18 protein-coding genes and 1 tRNA gene are annotated in these 18,767 nt (G+C 62.4%); 5 read left to right on the top strand and 14 right to left on the bottom strand.

From position 1 onward, the window contains the following. Positions 1–20: 20 nt before the first annotated feature. Entirely contained in the window at positions 21–1,085 is a 1,065-nt protein-coding gene (locus BC1002_RS23990) for an extracellular catalytic domain type 2 short-chain-length polyhydroxyalkanoate depolymerase (RefSeq protein ID WP_049870255.1), read from the bottom strand. A gap of 306 nt (positions 1,086–1,391) precedes the next feature. Between BC1002_RS23990 and BC1002_RS23985 the strand changes: the two genes are divergently transcribed. Continuing rightward, positions 1,392–2,747, top strand: a complete 1,356-nt coding sequence (locus BC1002_RS23985; RefSeq protein ID WP_013092591.1) for an MFS transporter — start codon at positions 1,392–1,394, stop codon at positions 2,745–2,747. A gap of 233 nt (positions 2,748–2,980) precedes the next feature. On the opposite strand, the gene BC1002_RS23980 is transcribed toward BC1002_RS23985, so the two are convergent. The 5 genes from BC1002_RS23980 to coxB all read right to left on the bottom strand — a co-directional run bounded on the left by BC1002_RS23980 (position 2,981) and on the right by coxB (position 8,160). Then, entirely contained in the window at positions 2,981–3,679 is a 699-nt protein-coding gene (locus tag BC1002_RS23980) for a hypothetical protein (RefSeq protein ID WP_013092590.1), read from the bottom strand. A gap of 20 nt (positions 3,680–3,699) precedes the next feature. Further along, positions 3,700–4,470, bottom strand: coding sequence for a tetratricopeptide repeat protein (locus BC1002_RS23975; RefSeq protein WP_013092589.1), 771 nt, complete (start codon positions 4,468–4,470; stop codon positions 3,700–3,702). 194 nt (positions 4,471–4,664) lie between these two features. Beyond that, entirely contained in the window at positions 4,665–5,000 is a 336-nt protein-coding gene (locus BC1002_RS23970) for a hypothetical protein (RefSeq protein WP_013092588.1), read from the bottom strand. Then, a complete protein-coding gene (gene ctaD, locus BC1002_RS23965) occupies positions 4,997–7,534 on the bottom strand; it encodes a cytochrome c oxidase subunit I (RefSeq protein ID WP_013092587.1) in 2,538 nt (845 codons plus the stop codon). The genes BC1002_RS23970 and ctaD overlap by 4 nt, the downstream gene beginning before the upstream one ends. After that, complete coding sequence (coxB, locus tag BC1002_RS23960; protein WP_238537960.1) at positions 7,531–8,160, bottom strand: cytochrome c oxidase subunit II; 630 nt, start codon at positions 8,158–8,160, stop codon at positions 7,531–7,533. The genes ctaD and coxB overlap by 4 nt, the downstream gene beginning before the upstream one ends. Before the next feature lie 108 nt (positions 8,161–8,268). Here coxB and BC1002_RS23955 point away from each other — a divergent pair, with 108 nt between their 5' ends. After that, a complete protein-coding gene (locus BC1002_RS23955; RefSeq protein ID WP_013092585.1) occupies positions 8,269–8,781 on the top strand; it encodes a DUF2231 domain-containing protein in 513 nt (170 codons plus the stop codon). On the opposite strand, the gene BC1002_RS23950 is transcribed toward BC1002_RS23955, so the two are convergent. The 3 genes from BC1002_RS23950 to BC1002_RS39795 form a co-directional block, all read right to left on the bottom strand. After that, positions 8,745–9,257: a CopD family protein gene (locus BC1002_RS23950; protein WP_013092584.1), complete on the bottom strand. Its 513-nt coding sequence runs from the start codon at positions 9,255–9,257 to the stop codon at positions 8,745–8,747. The two genes, BC1002_RS23955 and BC1002_RS23950, sit on opposite strands and share 37 nt — an antisense overlap. Further along, positions 9,254–9,922: a cytochrome c oxidase assembly protein gene (locus BC1002_RS23945; protein ID WP_238537959.1), complete on the bottom strand. Its 669-nt coding sequence runs from the start codon at positions 9,920–9,922 to the stop codon at positions 9,254–9,256. Before BC1002_RS23945 ends, BC1002_RS23950 begins: the two co-directional genes overlap by 4 nt. Positions 9,923–10,499: 577 nt before the next feature. Further along, positions 10,500–10,658, bottom strand: coding sequence for a hypothetical protein (locus BC1002_RS39795; protein WP_375791794.1), 159 nt, complete (start codon positions 10,656–10,658; stop codon positions 10,500–10,502). Positions 10,659–10,807: 149 nt separating this feature from the next. Here BC1002_RS39795 and BC1002_RS23940 point away from each other — a divergent pair. Continuing rightward, a tRNA-Leu gene (locus BC1002_RS23940) sits at positions 10,808–10,892 on the top strand. 122 nt (positions 10,893–11,014) lie between these two features. Here the strand turns inward: BC1002_RS23940 and BC1002_RS23935 are convergent. From BC1002_RS23935 to BC1002_RS23915, 5 genes are all read right to left on the bottom strand, one after another. Continuing rightward, positions 11,015–12,034 (bottom strand): D-cysteine desulfhydrase family protein, encoded by a 1,020-nt coding sequence (locus BC1002_RS23935; protein ID WP_013092581.1) that lies wholly within the window; start codon positions 12,032–12,034, stop codon positions 11,015–11,017. Positions 12,035–12,112: 78 nt separating this feature from the next. Next, on the bottom strand, positions 12,113–13,309 hold the full coding sequence (locus tag BC1002_RS23930; RefSeq protein ID WP_013092580.1) for an aminotransferase class V-fold PLP-dependent enzyme: 1,197 nt from the start codon (positions 13,307–13,309) through the stop codon (positions 12,113–12,115). A gap of 27 nt (positions 13,310–13,336) precedes the next feature. Continuing rightward, positions 13,337–13,810, bottom strand: a complete 474-nt coding sequence (locus tag BC1002_RS23925; RefSeq protein ID WP_013092579.1) for a RidA family protein — start codon at positions 13,808–13,810, stop codon at positions 13,337–13,339. Between the two features lie 103 nt (positions 13,811–13,913). Next, on the bottom strand, positions 13,914–14,825 hold the full coding sequence (gene gcvA, locus BC1002_RS23920; RefSeq protein WP_013092578.1) for a transcriptional regulator GcvA: 912 nt from the start codon (positions 14,823–14,825) through the stop codon (positions 13,914–13,916). Positions 14,826–14,905: 80 nt separating this feature from the next. Then, entirely contained in the window at positions 14,906–16,201 is a 1,296-nt protein-coding gene (locus BC1002_RS23915) for an L-fuconate dehydratase (protein ID WP_013092577.1), read from the bottom strand. Between the two features lie 189 nt (positions 16,202–16,390). Between BC1002_RS23915 and BC1002_RS23910 the strand changes: the two genes are divergently transcribed. Together BC1002_RS23910 and BC1002_RS23905 are read left to right on the top strand one after the other, a co-directional pair. Beyond that, complete coding sequence (locus BC1002_RS23910) at positions 16,391–17,152, top strand: GntR family transcriptional regulator (RefSeq protein WP_013092576.1); 762 nt, start codon at positions 16,391–16,393, stop codon at positions 17,150–17,152. A gap of 90 nt (positions 17,153–17,242) precedes the next feature. Then, the gene (locus BC1002_RS23905; protein ID WP_013092575.1) at positions 17,243–18,760 is read left to right on the top strand and encodes a sugar ABC transporter ATP-binding protein; all 1,518 of its coding nucleotides are present in this window, start codon (positions 17,243–17,245) and stop codon (positions 18,758–18,760) included. Positions 18,761–18,767: the final 7 nt, after the last annotated feature.

The following is an 18,767-nucleotide window of genomic DNA, read 5'->3' as shown; positions in this document are numbered from 1 at the left end:
GACGTTTGGCTTTCAGCCATTCAATGGCTTGCGCCCGACGTCAACTGTCCGATCATGTTGCGGATCGCGCGCATCTGAACGCCTTGCCGATCGGCGAAATGACGGCCGGTATATCCCCACCAGTCCCAGCATCCGTTCGGGTTGATTGCTGGAATCGATACCGCTTGCGGATATAACACGACGATCCGGTTGTTGTCCGCCCACTGCGTATAGCCAGCATGTCGGACGAACGTGGTGCCGTAGGGGAGACCAGTCGGTGAGTCGGGCGGGACATACGCCTGTCCCTGCCGGCAGCCGTGCAGCGCAATGTGCAGCCGGCATGGTGCACCCGAATCGCATGTGTTCGGTACATACAGCCATCCGCTGGTGTCCATGCCCGTCGTCCGCAAAAAGCTCGCTAGCCGGCTGGCCGGTAGATAACGGCTCTGATCGAAGCGGACGAAGCGCCCCGGTGGCGTTGCCGGGGCAGGCGGCGCGAGCGGAGCAGGTCCGTAGATCCAGCCCAGCATCTGCTTCGCGCCATCGACATTGCACTTGCCGATGAAAGGCGATTCGCTTTTTGCGCAGGCCACGCCATAGTCGATGGTGGGCATCGTGTGGCCCGCATCGGCGATGCCGGTTTGAGTCATGTTCCGTGCCGGCACGCCGAGTGCCGCATAGAACGCCTGCAACTGAGCGACGATGGGCGTAGGCACGGTCGCATCTTTCGCCCCCGAGATCGTGACGATGCGTTGGCCCGGGATTCTGGCGATATCGTCGATCAGGCGATTGGCCGAAAACGTCCTGGCCATCGAAACGAGCCGCGGCACATTGGTACTGTCAGGCGAGACCCGGCAGGCGCTCGCAGGTCGGATCGTGCATGAGCATCGGGTCGTGGCGATCAGAAGGCTGTTTCGCGAGCAATAGTACGGACCGGCCGCAACGACGCCCACGCCCTTGATGATCGACGAGTACGCGACAGCCAGTTGCACTGCCATGAACCCTCCGGCCGAGAGGCCGGAGACGGAGGTCTGCGAGATATCGATGTTGAGCGCCGGCAATGGCGGATAGCTGGCTGCTTCGGCGCAACAGTCTGCCGACAGCATCGACAAAGCGGTGACACATATGCAGAGCGCTGCTTTCACCGGTTGGCCTCGCACTCGAATGCTTATCGGTAGAACGGACGACGGCTTGAAATTTTACAGCGTGCGGTGCACCCAAATCGTGTTGTTTTTCCCGATCGCGCGCGACGCGTCGCCGACGCACGCGTACGGATTACCGCATCGGTTGCCGGCTTTATGGAAAACCCCGATGCCTGCATCGTCCTAGAACATCGTTGCAGAAGCGCGCCGCCGGTATCTTGGATCCGGGCGACGTTGCCTGTGTCGCATAGAGACATCCCAGGAGGAGACATGCATTACGCACATTCATGGACCGCGCAGAGCGCGCAACCGCAAGCGCAAGCGCGCAGCTTGCTGCGACGCGCGATCGCCGCATCGGCGCTCGGCAACGCAACCGAGTGGTTCGACTACGGTATCTACGCCTATGGCCTCAGCTACATATCGGCCGCGCTGTTCCCCGGCAGCACTTCGCAGGCTACGTTATTCGCACTCGCGACGTTCGCCATTTCGTTTCTCGTGCGTCCGTTAGGCGGCCTGTTCTGGGGGCCGCTCGGCGATCGCCTCGTCCGCAAGCACGTGCTGGCGTTGACGATCATCCTGATGTCGGTCGCGACGCTGCTGGTCGGACTCGTGCCGACTTACGCAAGCATTGGCTGGTGGGCGCCGACGATCCTCGTCGTGCTGCGAATGATCCAGGGCTTTTCGACGGGCGGCGAATATGGCGGCGCGGCGACTTTCATGGCCGAATACGCGCCCGACAAGAAGCGCGGCTTTTGCGGCAGCTTCCTCGAATTCGCGACGCTGTCGGGATTCTCGCTCGGCGCGTTTCTAATGCTCGGTTGCTCGGTCGCGCTCGGCAATACGGCGATGCATGCATGGGGATGGCGTTTGCCGTTTCTGATTGCGGCACCGCTCGGCCTGATCGGTTTCTATCTGCGCTCCAAGCTCGAAGACACGCCGGTCTTTCGCGAGCTCGAAGAAACGATGCACAAGGAGCAGCATAGCTGCGTCACGCTGAAGGCATTGCTGGGCGACTATTGGAAGCCGCTGATCCAGCTCGGCGGACTCGTGGTTGCTTTGAATGTCGTCAACTACGTGCTGCTCGCCTATATGCCGACGTTCATGCAGAAGCAGCTTGGCATGAGCGACAACATGTCCCTGCTCGTGCCGCTGATCGGCATGCTCGCGATGATGGTGTTTCTGCCGTTTGCGGGCACGTTCTCGGATCGCGTCGGCCGCAAGAACGTGTGGTGGTTTTCGCTGATCGGCCTGTTCGTCGCGGCGATTCCGATGTTCCTGCTGATGAAGCTCAGCGTGACCGGTGCGTTCATCGGCTTTGCGGTGCTCGGGCTGTTGTACGTGCCGCAACTCGCGAGCATCTCGGCGATGTTCCCCGCAATGTTCCCGACTCAGGTCCGTTACGCGGGGATGGCGATTGCGTATAACGTGTCGACGTCGATTTTCGGCGGCACCGCGCCGATGGCTAACGAATGGCTGGTCGCGCACACGGGCAATGCGCTGGTGCCCGCTTATTACATGATGGCCGCGTGCGTCGTTGGTGCGATTGCGCTGGTCTTCGTGCCTGAAACGCGCGGGTGTTCGTTGCGCGGGCAGGGCATTCCGGGGAAGCAGGAAGTGGTTGGTTGAAGTCGGCTAGCGTGGCCGGCCGAGTATCGATGCGGTTTGGCCACGCGTGTTTGATTGGACGCTTACTTCAACCGGCTTTCCGCGAGCCTCGACTTCAGCAGTTCATATTTCTGCCGCGACGTATCCGCGAACGCCGCCTCACGACTCGAACGCGTATCGTCGAATGGAATCGGCTCGGCGAACTGCCTTCGAGCGCGGGAGGCGTCAACTGCGCCGATATGCTTCAACGCAATTCAACCACCGGACAGAACCCTGTCTTCGATTTCATAGCGTTCATTGCCGACTGAAATCAGATTGATGCCGGCATGTTTGCGCGTCAGCGTATCGCCGGGCATCGGCTGATCGTCCGCGGACGCCGCCGTGCCCATCACACGGCCGTTGACGCCGAAGAGAATCGCCCGCGTCGTGCCGTCGGGCCAGTAGACCACGACCGTTGTGGATCGATCGCTGTGATGCGCGACGCCGAACTTGCACATCGTTCTGGTCTGTCCGTTGCCGCGCTCGCAAGGCAGCGTGCCGCTCGCGGCGATCGGGGATTCCTTCACGGGCGCGTGACCATTCGGCGAGCTGGTCTGAGCGCTTTCCGTCGATATGGAAATCAGCGTCACGCCGTCCGCTTCGCCGACCACGCGCGCGCGCCGCTGATGCCCGACGATCGCGCGGACGGCGGCGCCGTCGCGCGGACCAGGGCAGCCCACCAGCATCGCCATATGGTCCAAATAGTTCGCGGTCGCGGCCGACTCGCCGAGCCGCCGGCAGACATCGCCCGAGTGCGGATAACCATCGCCGAGCACGACGAACGACGCGGGCCATTTGAACGGCTTCTGCGTGCCAGCGGCCTGCGCGGAAGTCGAGGCCCCGCCGCTACCGAAAGCCATCGCCGCAATCGCGGCATATAGCGCCAAAGCGAAAGACCGGGTTGCGCGTCGCATGGATGTTCTCCTCGGCATGCTCACGTTCGAGCCGCGCCGGCCGCCAACGCGGCCTGCGCCCGCTGCAGCCACTCGCGATTGTGTTCACGCGCGTGACGCGGCCAATGCTTGGCATCCTGCACGATTTCCGCGTAGAGGGCGCCGGCGCGGCGGCGGTCCGCGTCTTCCGGTTGCGCGGCGAGCCAGTCGGCGAACAGGCAGCGCGGCGCGACATCGGTTGCGCAGGTCAGCGAGTGTTCGAATGCCGCGCGCGCACCCGGCGCGTTCAGCGCGGCCAGCGTGCGCGCGTACAGCAGCGCCGGCTCGCCCTGATTGCGCGCGTGCGGATTGATCGAGAACAGATTCGCCAACGTCGTATCGGCGGCCGTGTAGTTGCCGAGCGCGAACTGCGAGCGCGCGAGACCTAGCAGTAGCGCGGGATCGTTCGCAAATGGGCCGTTCGCCGCGGCCTGGAAATGTTCGAGTGCTTCACGCGGATTGCCGGCCGCGAGCAAGGCCTCGCCGAGCCGCATCCGATGCTGCACGGTCGGCGAGCGCTCGAAAGCGGCGCGTGCTTCACGCAGCGCGCGATTCGGATCGACGAATTGCGTGATGGCCTGCGTGGCCACTCGCGCGCCGCGCGTATGGCGCAGACCCGGCAGATAGATCGCGAAGAAGTACACGACGCTGCCGAGCAGCGGAAAGGCAAACAGAATGAATAGCCAGTAGATGCCCTGGTTATTGCGCATCGCGTGGATGGCGAAGAAGATCGCAATAAAAACGTGAAGACCAATTCCAAAGAAGTAGGGCATATCGAGTCAACCTTCGAGCATGAGAAAAAGCGACGAAACTGTAGCGCTCGGAATGGTAGCGGATGCGCGGCACCTTCAGTTCGCCGAGCGTCAACGAGTCCCAGGTCTTGCCGCCGTACAGTAGCACGAGCGGACTGCATCGGTGCTTGTCCATACCGGGTTCCGTGGCCGCGGTCGGGCTTTTCAGTCCACGTTCAGACGCAGGTGGTGAGCAGCAGCGCGGGCCCGAATGTGATCACGCTCGCGACCAGCGCCGCGATCAGAGTCCAGACGACGACGGTATGCATGAACGAACTGATACGTTCGGGTCCGGGGTCGCGGGTCGCGGCGCGATAGCGCCATAGCCAGCCGAGTGCGACTAAATGCAGCAGCAGAATGATCGCTAGACTCACGCGCAGCGGGCCGGCCGGCCACGCGAACGCGCAGCCGATCGCATGCAGCGCATACAGGATCACGAACGCGAGACACCAGATCGTGAAGCCGACGGCGAGCCACCACAACCGCCGTGGCGAAAGCGGACGCGCATTCATGGTCGGGCTCCCAGCATGGCGACGAGGCTCGGCAGCGCGAGTACCAGTCCGAGCGCGATGACGCCCGTCGCCAGCGTGTAATCGACCCACAGGCGCGTCAGGCGCAGATCGGTCAGGCGTCGCGCGGAAACGAAGCCCGCGCCGACACGCAGCACGTTGCTGATCAGCAACAGCAGCCCGACGCCCGCGTGAACGGCGATATACGTGAGCAGCGCCGCGGCCGTCGCGCCGAGCGCATGCTCGCGCGGATTCGGCGTCACGCCGTCGATCAGCATCACAGAGGCGCCGAGCGCGACGATCAGCGCGACCGCGGAAAGCCCGATCGCGCCGTGCGGTTTGCGCCCGGCGGCGGCCGCGCGCAACGAGCCACGCGTGGCGGCTGTGGCCACCGCGAGTGCGACGACCGCAACGAGCGCCAGCAGACGGTTCGGATGCGGCGCGGCCGCGGCCGGCCAGTTCGGCGCGGCGATCCACAGATAGAACGTACCGAAGACCAGCGACGTGAACAGCGTGCCGTCCGCGACCAGCGCACAGATCATCGAAAGCCATGACGGCGCACCGGCTACCTCGGTATGCGGCGGCACGCTGACGCCGCGGCCGATCGGCAGCGCGCCGTAATCGCGCGCGTGGCCCGCGCTCTGGCCCGCGTAGATGAAGAGGCCAAACGTCACGAACGCGAATGCGGCCGATAGCAGATAGAACTTGAACAGCATCGCGAGCACCGCCGCGCCGGTCGCGAGCGCGGTGACAAGCGGCAGATACGTCGAATTCGGCAGCACGATCAGCTGTTCGGGCTCGCCCGAGGTCATGTGCACGCCTAGCGCCTCCTGCCAGCCGTTGCGCGTGAAGCCGAGGTAACCTTCGCCGCGTGCGAGCGAGGTCGCGAGCTGGCCCGGTGGCACTTTTTCGGTTTCGGCGTCGATGTGCGGGATCGACGCGAATGCGTACGGCGCGGGCGGAATCGGCATCGCCCATTCGAGCGTGGTCGATTGCCACGGGTTACGCCGCACGCGTTGGCCGAAACGCAATTGCACGATGATGTCGATCACGACGAGCGCAAAGCCGATCGTCATCACGAAACTGCCCACCGACGACAGCAGATTGAGCCAGTTCCAGCCTTCGTCGCCGCTGTACGTGAAGACTCGCCGCGGCATGCCGAGCAGGCCGGTCACGTGCATCATGAAGAACGTCATGTTGAAGCCGATGAACACGAGCCAGAACGCCGGCACGGAAAGCTTATGCACGGCGGTGCGCCCGGTCAGCAGCGGCAGCCAGTAATAGAACGCGGCGAGCATCGGAAACGCGAGCGCGCCGGCCACCACGTAGTGCATGTGCGCGACGACGAAGTAGGTGTCGTGTGCTTGCCAGTCGAACGGCACGATCGCGAGCATCACGCCGGTCAGCCCGCCGCACGTGAACACGAAAAAGAAGCCGAAGATGTACAGCATCGGCACATCCCAGCGCGGGCGGCCGTGCGACAGCGTGGCGAGCCACGCGAAGAACTGGATCGCGGTGGGCACCGCCACGATCGCCGAGCCCGCCGAGAAGAACGCGAGCGCCAGATGCGGAATGCCCACCGTGAACATGTGGTGCACCCAGATGCCGAAGCTCAGGAACGCGAGCGCGATGATCGCGACGACGATCGCGCGATAGCCGATCAGGCGGCGTCGTGCGAACACGGGGATCATCGTCGACAGCACGCCGGCCATCGGCAGGAAGATGACGTACACGTCGGGGTGGCCGAACAGCCAGAAAAGGTGCTGCCACAGCAGCGGATCGCCGCCGCGCGTCGGATCGAAGAACGGCAGGTTGAACGCGCGCTCCACCTCGAGCAGGATCGAGCCGAGAATCAGCGGCGGAAACGCGACGATCATCATCATCGCGGTAACGAGGATGTACCACGCGAAGATCGGCATGCGATCGAGCGACATGCCCGGCGCGCGCATCTTCAGGATCGACACGACGATTTCCATCGCGAGCGACAGCGCCGAAATCTCGACGAACGTGATGCCGAGCAGCCAGACGTCGGCGTTCAGTCCGGGCGTGTACACGTTGGAGCTGAGCGGCGTGTACATGAACCAGCCGCCGTCGGGCGCGCTGCGCAGAATCAGCGACACGGTCAGGATCGTGCCGCCGAACAGATAGCACCAGTAGCCGTAAGCGGTCAGGCGCGGAAACGCGAAGTCGCGCGTGCCGAGAATCTTCGGCGTCAAATAGACCGCGAAGCTTTCTACCATCGGGATCGCGAACAGGAACAGCATCATCGATCCATGCATCGTGAAGACCTGGTTATAGGTCTCGACGTCCATGAAGGCCGCATGCGGTGTGGCGAGTTGTACGCGCGTGAGCATGCCGAGAATCCCGGCGATCGCGAAGAACACGAACGACGTGATCATCATGCGCATGCCGAGGACCGTATGGTTGACCGCGGCGAGCTTCTGCATACCAGGCCCGGTGCCCCAGATCGCGGCAAGCTGGCGATGCAGTCGCAACGCAGTGATGGCCTGTGATGGCGGCTCGACGGGCACACTCATTTCTTCACCTCCCCGTTGGCGGCGGCACTTTTGACGGCAGCCGGGAAATCTTCCGGACGATCGACGATCACGGTGAAGCGCATCCCCGCATGACCGATGCCGCAAAACTCGTTGCATTGTCCGGCGTACTGGCCCGGCACGTCGGCTTCGATGCGCAGCAGGTTCTGATGGCCCGGCACGGCGTCGATCTTGCCCGCGAAGCGCGGAATCCAGAACGCGTGCACGACGTCCATGCTGGTCACGGAGATGTCGACCGGCGTGCGCGCCGGCAGATGCAGCACGTTGTCGGTTTCGACGTTGCCGAGTTCCGGATAGCGGAAGGTCCAGCGCCATTGCTGCGCGATCGCCTCGATGCGTGCGGGCGCATGCGCGCGGAGCGGCAGCAGCAACTCGCCCGCGTACAGTGCGTAGCAGATCAACGGAATCAGGATCACCGCAGGCAGCACGAGGCCACCGAACACGATCCAGCGCGCGGGCGACACATGCGAGCCCCAGCCGGGCCGGAACACCGTCAGCAGAAACAGTACGAGCACCATCGCGAACAGGATCGCCGCGCCCGCGAGCATCACCCACCACAGCCCGGCGATCGATGCGGCGGCCGGACCCGATGGCTCGAGCGTCGACAATGGCCCAGTGCAGCCGGACAGCGCGGCGAGCGATCCGGCTTGGACCGCCAGACACAAGCAGCTATGATGGTTTGCACCACCGGGCGTTCGATGCGAGGGCACACCACCATGGCAAACAAAGGCAATGCTGGAAGCGAGACGCGAAGCGAAGTGATGCTCGAGCTGTTGCGGCTCGACAAGGGCTCGGTGGTGGCGCTCGTCGGTCATCCGATTCACGTGATGATGGTGCATTTCCCGATCGCGTTCGTCGTCGCGACGTTGGGCGTCGACGTGATCTACTGGTGGACGGGCGACCCGTTCTGGATTCGCGCCGGCTTGTGGGCCGCCGGCTTTGCATTCTGGAGCGGCGTGGCCGCGAGCGTGGTCGGTACCGCCGAACTGCTGCTGGTGCGCGGCATCCGCCTGAAGGAAGCGAGCTGGTCGCATGCGGTCGCCGCGATGACGCTCGTCGCGCTCGCGGGCGCGAACTGGGGTGTGCGCCTCTATTACCTCGATGAGATCCTGCCGCATGGGCTCGTGCTGTCGGTGCTCAGCTCGGTGATGACGGGCTTCGCCGGCTGGCATGGGGGCAAGCTCGTGTTCGATCATGGCGTGGGGATTCTCGTTTCGCCGAAGGAGTGATGCAGCCAGCGGCCAAGTCCGCCGGGCTCGAACAGATGCGGGGCCAGCAGGTTCGAGTCGATGTGGGGCTTGGCCAGCACGATCCAGATGATCGCGACGATCACGATCAGATAAGCGATGGTCAGCGCGATCGCCGAGGCACGGCTGAAGCGGCCGTCGGGCAGATACAGATCGTGCAGTACGAGGCCGGCCAGCACGTGCAGCATCGCCATGATGCCGACGAACACCATTTTCGCCGTGAACCATTCGACGAAGGTGGCCTGCAGAAAAATCAGCGCGGTGCCGGTCGCAATCGCGACGAAAGCGGCGGGCGAAGTCAGTTCCACGAACACGAGACGCGTGATGCGGTGAAGACGGTCGAGCTCGGTGCCGGCCGCCAGCCCGCGACGCTGCCAGAACAGATACGGCAGCACGAGCAAACCGCCAGACCAGATCGCGATCGCGGCCAGATGAATGAACTTCAGAAGGGTTGTCACAGCGCGGGCTCTCTGATGCGCAGGCTCGACCAGACGAGCGAAAGTCCTGCCGCGAGATAAGGGATCATCGCCAGTACCCACATCAACAGTCCGGCGAGTTGCTGGTCGGCGAGCGGCGTGAGCCCCCACGCGGCGGTGGTCGCGAAGTGCGCGACGTAGAGCGGCACCGGCGCGAACACGATCAACGCGCCGAGCATACCCATATGCCCGATCGTCGCGACGAGCGCCATCAGCGCGGGGCCGGTCGGCAGCGACGGTGAGAAGATGCTGCGCCACATGAGCCATGCACTGCCAAGCAAAGTGATCTGCATCAGCCAGTAGCCGGGCAGCGTCGCGAGTCCCCACGCATAGGGCCCGGGCGCATGCCACAGCCAGATGATCACCGCATGCGCTGCGACCACCGGCGCAAGCGGCGGACGTGCGAGGCGCGTCAGCGGAAACGCAAGGGCGAGCAGGGGAGCCACTGCAGCGATCAGCATGACGTGATGAGTGACGCGCGCGGAGAACAATGCAGAGGACAACGCGCAGAGCGGCGACACGAACACGACGGCAATCAACGCGACGGCGCCCCATCCCGCCCGTGGATTCGCCGAGCGGCCGCTCGCCACGACCCATGCGAGCGCCGCGAGCGCGACCAGCAATGGCGGATCCGTATTCCAGCGCAACCACAAGCTTTCAGGGACAGCCGCGGGACCACAGTAAGCGACAGGAAAATATGGCATGGCGCGATGTCTTCAACGAGTCCAGGTGCCTCTTTAGTACACGAGAGCAATAGCGTGACGGATAGCACCTTTGAATTGTCGGGACGGCTCACGATCCAACTGATCGCTTGTGTACTCTAGCGCAAATAATCTGTTTAGGGACGGCTATCCGAATCATGAAACTTTTTTGCGTGACAGAATGTTTTCATTTCGTCACTCGCGCTTTTTTTGCCGGCAGGATAAAGGCTGTTGTAATGGCGGCGATAAGACTGCGATGGTGCGGCGCAATACTTCAGGCGCAGCTTACCCGGCATACTATGATGAAATCATGTGACGGAGGCCCGCCATGTTTCATGATCCCATTCGAATTCCCGCAATTATCGAATTGTCGGTGCTTGCAATCGTGCTGATTGTTGTCAGCATCCTACGCGTGAGGCAGCAAAGAGAGCGGGCGCGAAATCGGGCACTGACGGAGAAGCGACGGTCTGATAAAACGGGAATGTAATATTCGCTTTTACTGCATCTTTTAATGCTTCTCTAATCAGATATGTTGCTCGTCGTTGCCAGTTCTATTGACGATCAATGCGAGGTCCGTATCGGCGATACACCACTCGCCGAACAGAGTCGACGAATTGGGTGGAAGCAATGCATCGGTGGCGGCGAAGAGTTTTGAGCCGCTTCCTGAACGGTCTTCGCGAATCGGCAGCAGATCGCTGCTCTTGAATCGGCCGCCGGAGAGCGATAGTGCGTCGACGCCTCATCGTTTCTTCGACCGGTATCTCAGCCGCCAAACAAAATCACGCGAGGGGCTTCAAAAAAAAAATTTAGCTGATACAATGGCGCCCCTCTGCCCAGGTGGCGAAATTGGTAGACGCACTATCTTGAGGGGGTAGCGCCGAAAGGCGTGTGGGTTCAAATCCCGCCCTGGGCACCATTTCGAATTGTCGATTCGAATCTTCAAGCGCTTCGCGCTTTCTTCAGACAACGGCGGCCCGTATCAGACCATCGCGTTGTCTCTGCTTCTTCTGCGGCTCACTTTCGCCCGCGCTTCATCGCTCAGAACTCGTTCCGATAGGCAAATAGCCCCGGAAGCCCGCCGCTCATCACGAATAGAATCTTCTGTCCCGCGGAATACTTGCCGGTACTCACGTTTTCGACGAGACCCGCAAATGCTTTGCCGCTATACACGGGATCGAGCAGCAAACCTTCAGTCGATGCCATCAGCCGAACCGCAGTGCGCATGTTATCGGTCGGAATGCCATAGCCGGGACCAAGCTGAGCTTCGTCGATCGAGATGTCGTCATCGCTCACGCTTAGGCCAGGGTCGATCAGTCGAACCGTTTGATTCGCTTTATCCAAAGTAACCGTGCGCGCGTGGCCGGCATTCCCATACACCGTGAATGCGGCAATACGTGACGGATCGAGGCCCAGCGCAACCAAACCCGCAACCAGTCCCGCATGCATGCCGCCGCTTCCGTTCGGCACCACGATGCGATCGAAAGCGACGTTTTGCGCTTGCGATTGCGCGACGATTTCAGCGGCACAGTCCGCATAGCCCAGGCAGCCGACCGGGCTCGAACCGCCCAACGGACACACATACACGTTACGGCCCTGCGCTCGCAACTCGTTCGCGCGTTCCTCGGCGAATTGCAGTGCGTTGGCCGTGCCGGGAAGATCATGCACGCGCGCATCGAATAGCGCATCGAGCAGCACGTTGCCGTTCTCCATGTAGTCGTGGTCGGAACGGGGCACGGTTCTCGTCAGCACCAACTCGCATTGAAGTCCGACGCGAGCCGCCGCGGCCGCCGTCAGGCGCGCATGATTCGATTGACGTGCGCCGACGGTAATGATGGTGTCCGCGCCACGCTCGAGCGCTTCGCCAATCAGGAATTCGAGCTTGCGCAACTTGTTGCCGCCGCCACCCAGTCCCGTCAGATCTTCTCGTTTGACGTAGATGTCCGCGCCGCCGAGGCGGGCGCTCAGACGCGCAAGGTGCTGAATTGGCGTCGGGCCTTCGAGCAGCGCGTGGCGCGGAAACTTTGATAAATCGAAGTGGTGCGATGAGGCGGAATTCATGGTCGTGTGCAGGCGATTGAGTTGAAAGAGACGCTTGTATTCAATTGACTGACGCAAAATTCGCTTTGACACGAGTACTCAATGCGTCAACGTCCGTATCCCGGTCAGCAATTTATCAACTTCGGCGTCGGTGGTCAGATAGCTGACCGATGCGCGGGCGATTTGCGTCAGCCCTCTGACCGTCATATCGAACGGTGTATATGCGACGCCATTCGAGCTGATCGTGATGCCCTGTGCCGCCAAGGCGCGTCGCACCGACATGGCGTCGAGTCCGGCGACGTTGAACGACACCAGACCGGATCGTTCGACACCCTGGTCGAGTACGGACACGCCCGGCATCGCGGCCAACCGCTCGCGCAATGTCTGCGCGGTCCGATCGATCTGTGCGCGGATAGTGTCGATGCCGATTTCCAGCGCTTCGTCCAATGCATTCGCCAATCCGCAATGCAGTGCAATCGACGCTTCCGATGATTCGAGACGTGCGGCATCGTCGCGCAGTGCCGGATCGCCATTGGGGTCGAGCGGCGCGGAATAGGTGTCGACGAAGGCCGGCGTCAAACGGGGCAGAAAATCCCGCCGCACGTATAACAGCCCGGTGCCGCGCGGTCCTCGCAGTGCCTTGCGGCCCACGCCCGCCAGCACATCGCAGCCGACTTCGACGACGTCGATCGGCAGTTGTCCGATGGCCTGCGCCGCATCGATGAAATACGGGATGCCGTGACGGCGCGCTATCTGCCCAATCGCGGCGGCCGGATTGATCAGTCCGCCATTGGCCGGCAGCCAGGTGAGCGCAATCAGTCGAACCCGATCGTCGAGCATCGCTTCGAGCGCGCGAGGATCGACCCTGCCGCTGGCATCGGAAGGAATCGTCTCGATCGATGCGCCCGCGCGCTGCGCCAGAAGGCGCATCGTCGCGAGATTGCCGCCCCATTCGTGCCGCGCAACGAGGATGCGTTGCCCCTCGCGCCACGGACCCAATGCCGCGAAAGCTGCGCCCCATCCCGGCGAGTTGCCGGTCGTCAGCGCGATCTCGGCGGGCTGAGCGTTCAGCAGTCGCGCGGCGAGCGTGCGCGCTCGCTCGGTCTGTTCGCCGGCAGCCGCGCCCGCTTCCATGGGCCCCATCGACGCTTCGCGCAACAGATGCGCGTGAATCGCTTCGAGCGTGGCGGCCGACGGCAGCGACGCGCCCGCATGATTGAAATGCGTGGTACTGAGAACACCGGGTGTGCGGGCGCGTATTGCGTCGATGACTGCGGGCGACAGCGGAGAAGACATTGGCGGCTCCGAGTGTATGAGTGGAATTCAGGCGTTTTTCAATGCGACAACCGCTTCGACTTCGACGGCGACTCCCGCCGGAAGCGACGCGACGCCGACCGCGCTGCGCGCGTGACGGCCGGCGTCGCCGAAGATCTGCACCATCACGTCCGACGCGCCATTGGCAACCGTGCTGTGCGCACTGAATGCCGGCGTGCTCGCGATGAACACGTTCAGGCGCACGACGCGTGCCACGCGCTCGAGCCGGTCGCCTGTCGCCGCGACGATCTGCGCAACCACGCCTAGCGCCGACAGCCGCGCGGCCTGCGTGCCTTCGGCGTCGCTGATATTGTCGCCGAGACGCCCGAGATATGCAGGCTGTCCGTGGTTGCGTGAAATCTGACCGGAAACATAGAGCAGACCGGCTTCTTGTACGAAGGGCACGTAATTGGCGGCGGCCGCTGACGCGGTTTCGAGTGTAAGGCCAAGGCCGGCGGCGCGGGAGGTGATCGAAGAGGTCATCGGAGGTACCGTTTTGGTGACGGGAAAGCTTCGATGCTATTGATTCGCGCTGCACACGACCAACGAATTATCGTAGCCCGACGCATGAGCCAGACTAATGCGTTCAGCCGAGCCGGTCCTGCTGTGCCGTTTGCATGATCCACGAGCGGAATGCGTTTGCTGCGGCGTCGAGCTTGCCCTTGCGCGTGACGAGCCACCAGCCGATGCGCGCATCGTCGAGCACCGCGTCGGGCAACGCCGGCACCAGCGAACCTTGCGCGAGCTGCTGCGCGATCAGCCGATGACGGCCCATTGCGATGCCCTGTCCGGCGAGCGCCGCTTCTACGACGATGTTGTAGTCGTGCAATTGCAAGCGTTGCGCCTCGCCGAGATCGAGACCGGCATGACGCGACCATGCTTCCCATTCGAACGAATGCGTCGAATAGGAAATCAGCAACGGGAAACGCAGCAGATCCAGTGCTTTGCGCGGACGCTTTCTGCCGGCAAGCAGCGACGGACTGCACACCGGCGAAAGACGCTCGGACATCAGCCTTTGCGAAGCGACACCCGGCCAGCCGCCGCGTCCATAGCGAATCGCCACGTCGACTTCGCCGCCGGGCACATCGGCGAGTGCGATGTCGGGCCGCAATTGCAGTTCGATATCCGGATGCGCGAGCGGGAACGTATGCAGACGCGATGCGAGCCAGCGACTCGCGAATGAAGACAGCAGGCCAACGTTCAGCGTTTTGCGCTTGGTGGAGAATGCGCGCACTTCGCTGGTGCCGAGCCGCAGCAGTTCGAAAGCCGCGTGGACTTTCGCATAGTACGCGCGGCCCGTCTCGGTGAGTTCAATGGCGCGCGTTTGGCGCTCGAATAGCGCGATGCCCAGATCGGCTTCGAGCTTCTGGATATGGTGGCTGACCGCGCCTTGCGTGACGAACAGTTCTTGCGCCGCGCGGCTGAAACTCAGGTGGCGCGCGGCGGCTTCGAAGGCGCGCAGCGAAAGCAGAGGCGGTAAGGGGCGGGCGGTGCGCATCGAATCGGGCGGTAAGAGCGTGAGCGAAGTCTGCCGTTATACGCCTGATGCGACGCATATAGAACGCTTACCGTTCAGCTTCATTCCTGCCACGCAGCTCCTTCCGGATACCAGTACTTGTCCAACGTACCTTCCAGCATCTCGATGCTATAGCCCGGCCGTTGCGGCGGCATGTAGTGCCCGTTGCGGATCACCACGGGGTCCACGAAATGCTCGTGCAGATGATCGACATACTCGAGCACCCGGTTCTCGAGCGACCCCGACACGCAGATATAGTCGAACAGCGAAATATGCTGCACGTACTCGCACAATCCGACACCACCAGCATGCGGGCACACCGGTACACCGAACTTTGCAGCCATCAGCAGTACGACGATCACTTCGTTGAGTCCGCCGAGCCGGCAACTGTCGATCTGGCAGAAGTCGATCGCTTGTGCTTGCAGCAGTTGCTTGAACATCACGCGATTGTGGCAATGCTCGCCGGTTGCGACGCCGATCGAACCGAGCCGCCGGCGAATCGCCGCATGACCGAGGATGTCGTCGGGACTGGTGGGCTCCTCGATCCACCACGGGTCGAACTCGGCGAGACGACGCATGTTTGCGATCGCCTCATCGACGTCCCACACCTGGTTCGCGTCCATCATCAGCTTCAGGTTCTCGCCGATCTCTTCGCGCAGAATGCGCGCACGCCGCACGTCTTCTTCCAGGTCGCCGCCGACCTTCTGCTTGAAGTGCGTCCATCCCTGCGCGACCCCTTCGCGCGCGAGACGGCGAATCTTGTCGTCGTCGTAACCGAGCCAGCCTGCCGAGGTGGTGTAGGCCGGATAGCCGTGCTCGAGCATTTCCTTTTCACGCTCGCCTTTGGTTTTCGCATGACGATGCAGCATCGCGAGTGCTTCGTGCGGCGTGATCGCATCGGTTACATAGCGAAAGTCGAGGCAGCGCACGAGTTCTTCCGGACTCATGTCGGCCAGCAGCTTCCAGACCGGCTTGCCGACGGATTTCGCCCACAGGTCCCACACCGCGTTGACGACCGCCGCGGTGGCAAGATGAATCGCGCCTTTGTCCGGGCCGATCCAGCGCAGTTGGCTATCCGAAGTAAAGGCGCGCCAGAAACCGCCCATATTCGCGGCGATATCTTCGAGCTTCTTGCCGACGATCAACGGCGTGAGTGCATTCACGGCAGTCACGCAGATTTCATTGCCGCGGCCAATCGTGAACGTGAGGCCGTGGCCGGTTAGATTCGGCGTGTCGGTTTCGAGCGTGACGTAGGTGGCGGAGTAGTCCGGCGCGGCATTCATCGCGTCGGAGCCGTCCAGCGAACGTGAAGTGGGGAACCGGATGTCCCGTACGGACAGCCTTGTGATCGTCGTCATCTGCGCACCCTCCGGGGCTATGGCTATCGGCTTGTCGTCTGCGGACGCAGACGGAACGGTTTCGTGCGCACGCTCTCTGTGTGCGCGGATCTGCTGCGCGTACGGGTAAGCCCGTAGTTTTCATACCAGGCATACCTAGGGATTTCCAGGCATTTGTACGCGTTGACAACACGGCATTCGCTTTCTAGCATGCTAGCATGTTCTCTCGAAATCAAGGCCTCCGTGAATTCCTCAGCCGAACTGGAGAATGCCGCTGGTAATCCTTATGTCGCACTGCAAAAAGTTCGCGGCGGCGAGCGCGGCAGTTTGACCGACGCGGTTGAGGCAGCGTTGCGAGAAGCGATTGTTACGTTGGCGTTGGAACCCGGCATGATGATCGACAAGATGGCCGTGTGCGAACGGATGGGCGTGTCGCGCTTTCCGGTGTCGTCCGCGTTGGCAAGGCTTGCGCATGCGGGTCTCGTCGAGGTATTGCCGCAGCGCGGCACGCGCGTCAAACCGATCGCGCTCGACGACATCCGCCAGCATTTGTTCATCCGCAGCGCACTGGAGGTCGAGACGGTGCGTGGCGTGGCGCGAATGCACGACCGGGCGACGCTCGACGCGTTGGCGAGCAATCTCGACCAGCAGCGCAGTCTGGCTGGAAGTGGTGAACGTCTGGCGTTTCATGCGCTCGATCTGGCTTTCCATGAAATCCTGCTCGACGCGGTGAAGCTGCCGCGCGTGAAGGAAATCGTCGCGGTGTCGCGCAATGCGCTGGACCGCGCGCGGCAATTGCTCGCAAGTCCGGAACGGCTCGTGCATACGCTGGAAGAGCACGAGAGCATTTTCAAGGCTCTTTGCGCGGGAGACGGCGATGCGGCCGCGAAAGCGATGCATGACCATCTCGACCAGGTGGTCGCCGAATTGCACCGGTCCGCGAAAGAGCGCCCCGACCTGTTTGCGCCTTGAATGAAAGCTGCAATGAAAGCCGTTGTCGAGTCGTAAAAAGCTCCATCGTAAAAGCGTTGGTGATATAGGCAGCCGTCGACAGATCAGCACATGAACCCACTCATTTCCGTCAACAAGCTTTGCAAGAGCTTTCCGGGCGTTAGAGCACTTCATGACGTCCGCTTCGAACTCATGGCCGGTGAGGTCCATGCGCTGATGGGCGAGAACGGCGCGGGCAAGTCGACGCTGATGAAGATTCTTGCCGGCGTCTATACACGCGATTCCGGCGACATTCTCTTCGACGGCAAGCCGGTCGACTTTCAAGGTCCGCGCGACGCGCAAGCGGTCGGCATCGGCATCATTCATCAGGAACTGCAACTGATGAATCATCTGAGCATCGCGCAGAACATCTTTATCGGCCGTGAGCCGCGCAAGGGTCTCGGTCTCTTTCTCGACGAAGACAAACTGAATGCGCAGGCACGCGAGATCCTGGCTCGCATGCACGTGAAGCTCGATCCGCGCACGATAGTCGGCACATTGACCGTCGCGAGTCAGCAGATGGTCGAGATCGCGAAAGCCCTGTCTTTCGATTCGCGCGTGCTGATCATGGACGAACCCACCTCCGCGCTCAACGATGCCGAGATCGCCGAGCTGTTCCGGATCATCCGTCAATTGAGAGCGCGCGGCGTCGGCGTCGTCTATATCTCGCACAAGATGGACGAGCTGAAGCAGATCACCGATCGCGTCACCGTGATGCGCGACGGCGAGTATGTGGCCACCGTGCCGACCGAGGGCACCAGCGTCCAGACGATCATCGGCATGATGGTCGGACGCACGTTGGGCGACATGACGCCGGCCGAGAGCGCGCCGGTAAAAGGCGAAGTCGCGCTCGAAGTGAAAAATCTCGTCGCGGGTCCGCTCGTGCGCGACGTCAGTTTCGAATTGCGCAAGGGCGAAATACTCGGCTTTGCCGGCTTGATGGGCGCGGGCCGCACGGAAGTCGCGCGTGCGGTGTTCGGCGCCGATCCGATCGAATCGGGCGAGATTTTTGTGAAGGGCGTTAAGGCGTCGATCAAAAGGCCCAGTGATGCGGTCAAGCGCGGCATCGGCTACTTGTCGGAAGATCGCAAGCGCTTCGGTCTGGCTACGGGAATGGATGTCGAATCGAACATCGTGATGTCCGATCTCGGCAAGTTCCTGTCGCTCAATATGTTCCTGCGCGGCGGACAGATTCGCAAAAGAGCGCAGCACTTCATCAAGCTGCTTGCGATTCGCACGCCTTCGGCGACGCAGCAGGTTCGGCTCCTGTCGGGCGGCAATCAGCAGAAGATCGTGATTGCGAAATGGCTCGAGCGCGATTGCGATGTACTGTTCTTCGACGAACCGACGCGCGGCATCGACGTCGGCGCGAAAAGCGAAATCTACAAGCTGCTGCGCGCGCTGGCGGCGCAAGGCAAGGCGATCGTGATGATCTCCTCCGAGCTGCCCGAAGTTCTGCGCATGAGCGACCGCATCGTCGTGATGTGCGAAGGGCGCATTACCGGCGAACTGTCCGCCAGCGAAGCGACGCAGGAGCGAATCATGCATCTCGCGACGCAGCGCGAATCCCTGAAAACGGCACAAGCCTGAAGAGGTC

It is taken from the genome of Paraburkholderia atlantica (assembly GCF_000092885.1).
GTDB lineage: Bacteria > Pseudomonadota > Gammaproteobacteria > Burkholderiales > Burkholderiaceae > Paraburkholderia > Paraburkholderia atlantica.
The sequence above is the reverse complement of the archived record's forward strand: the minus strand, read 5'-3'. Positions and strand labels throughout refer to the sequence as shown.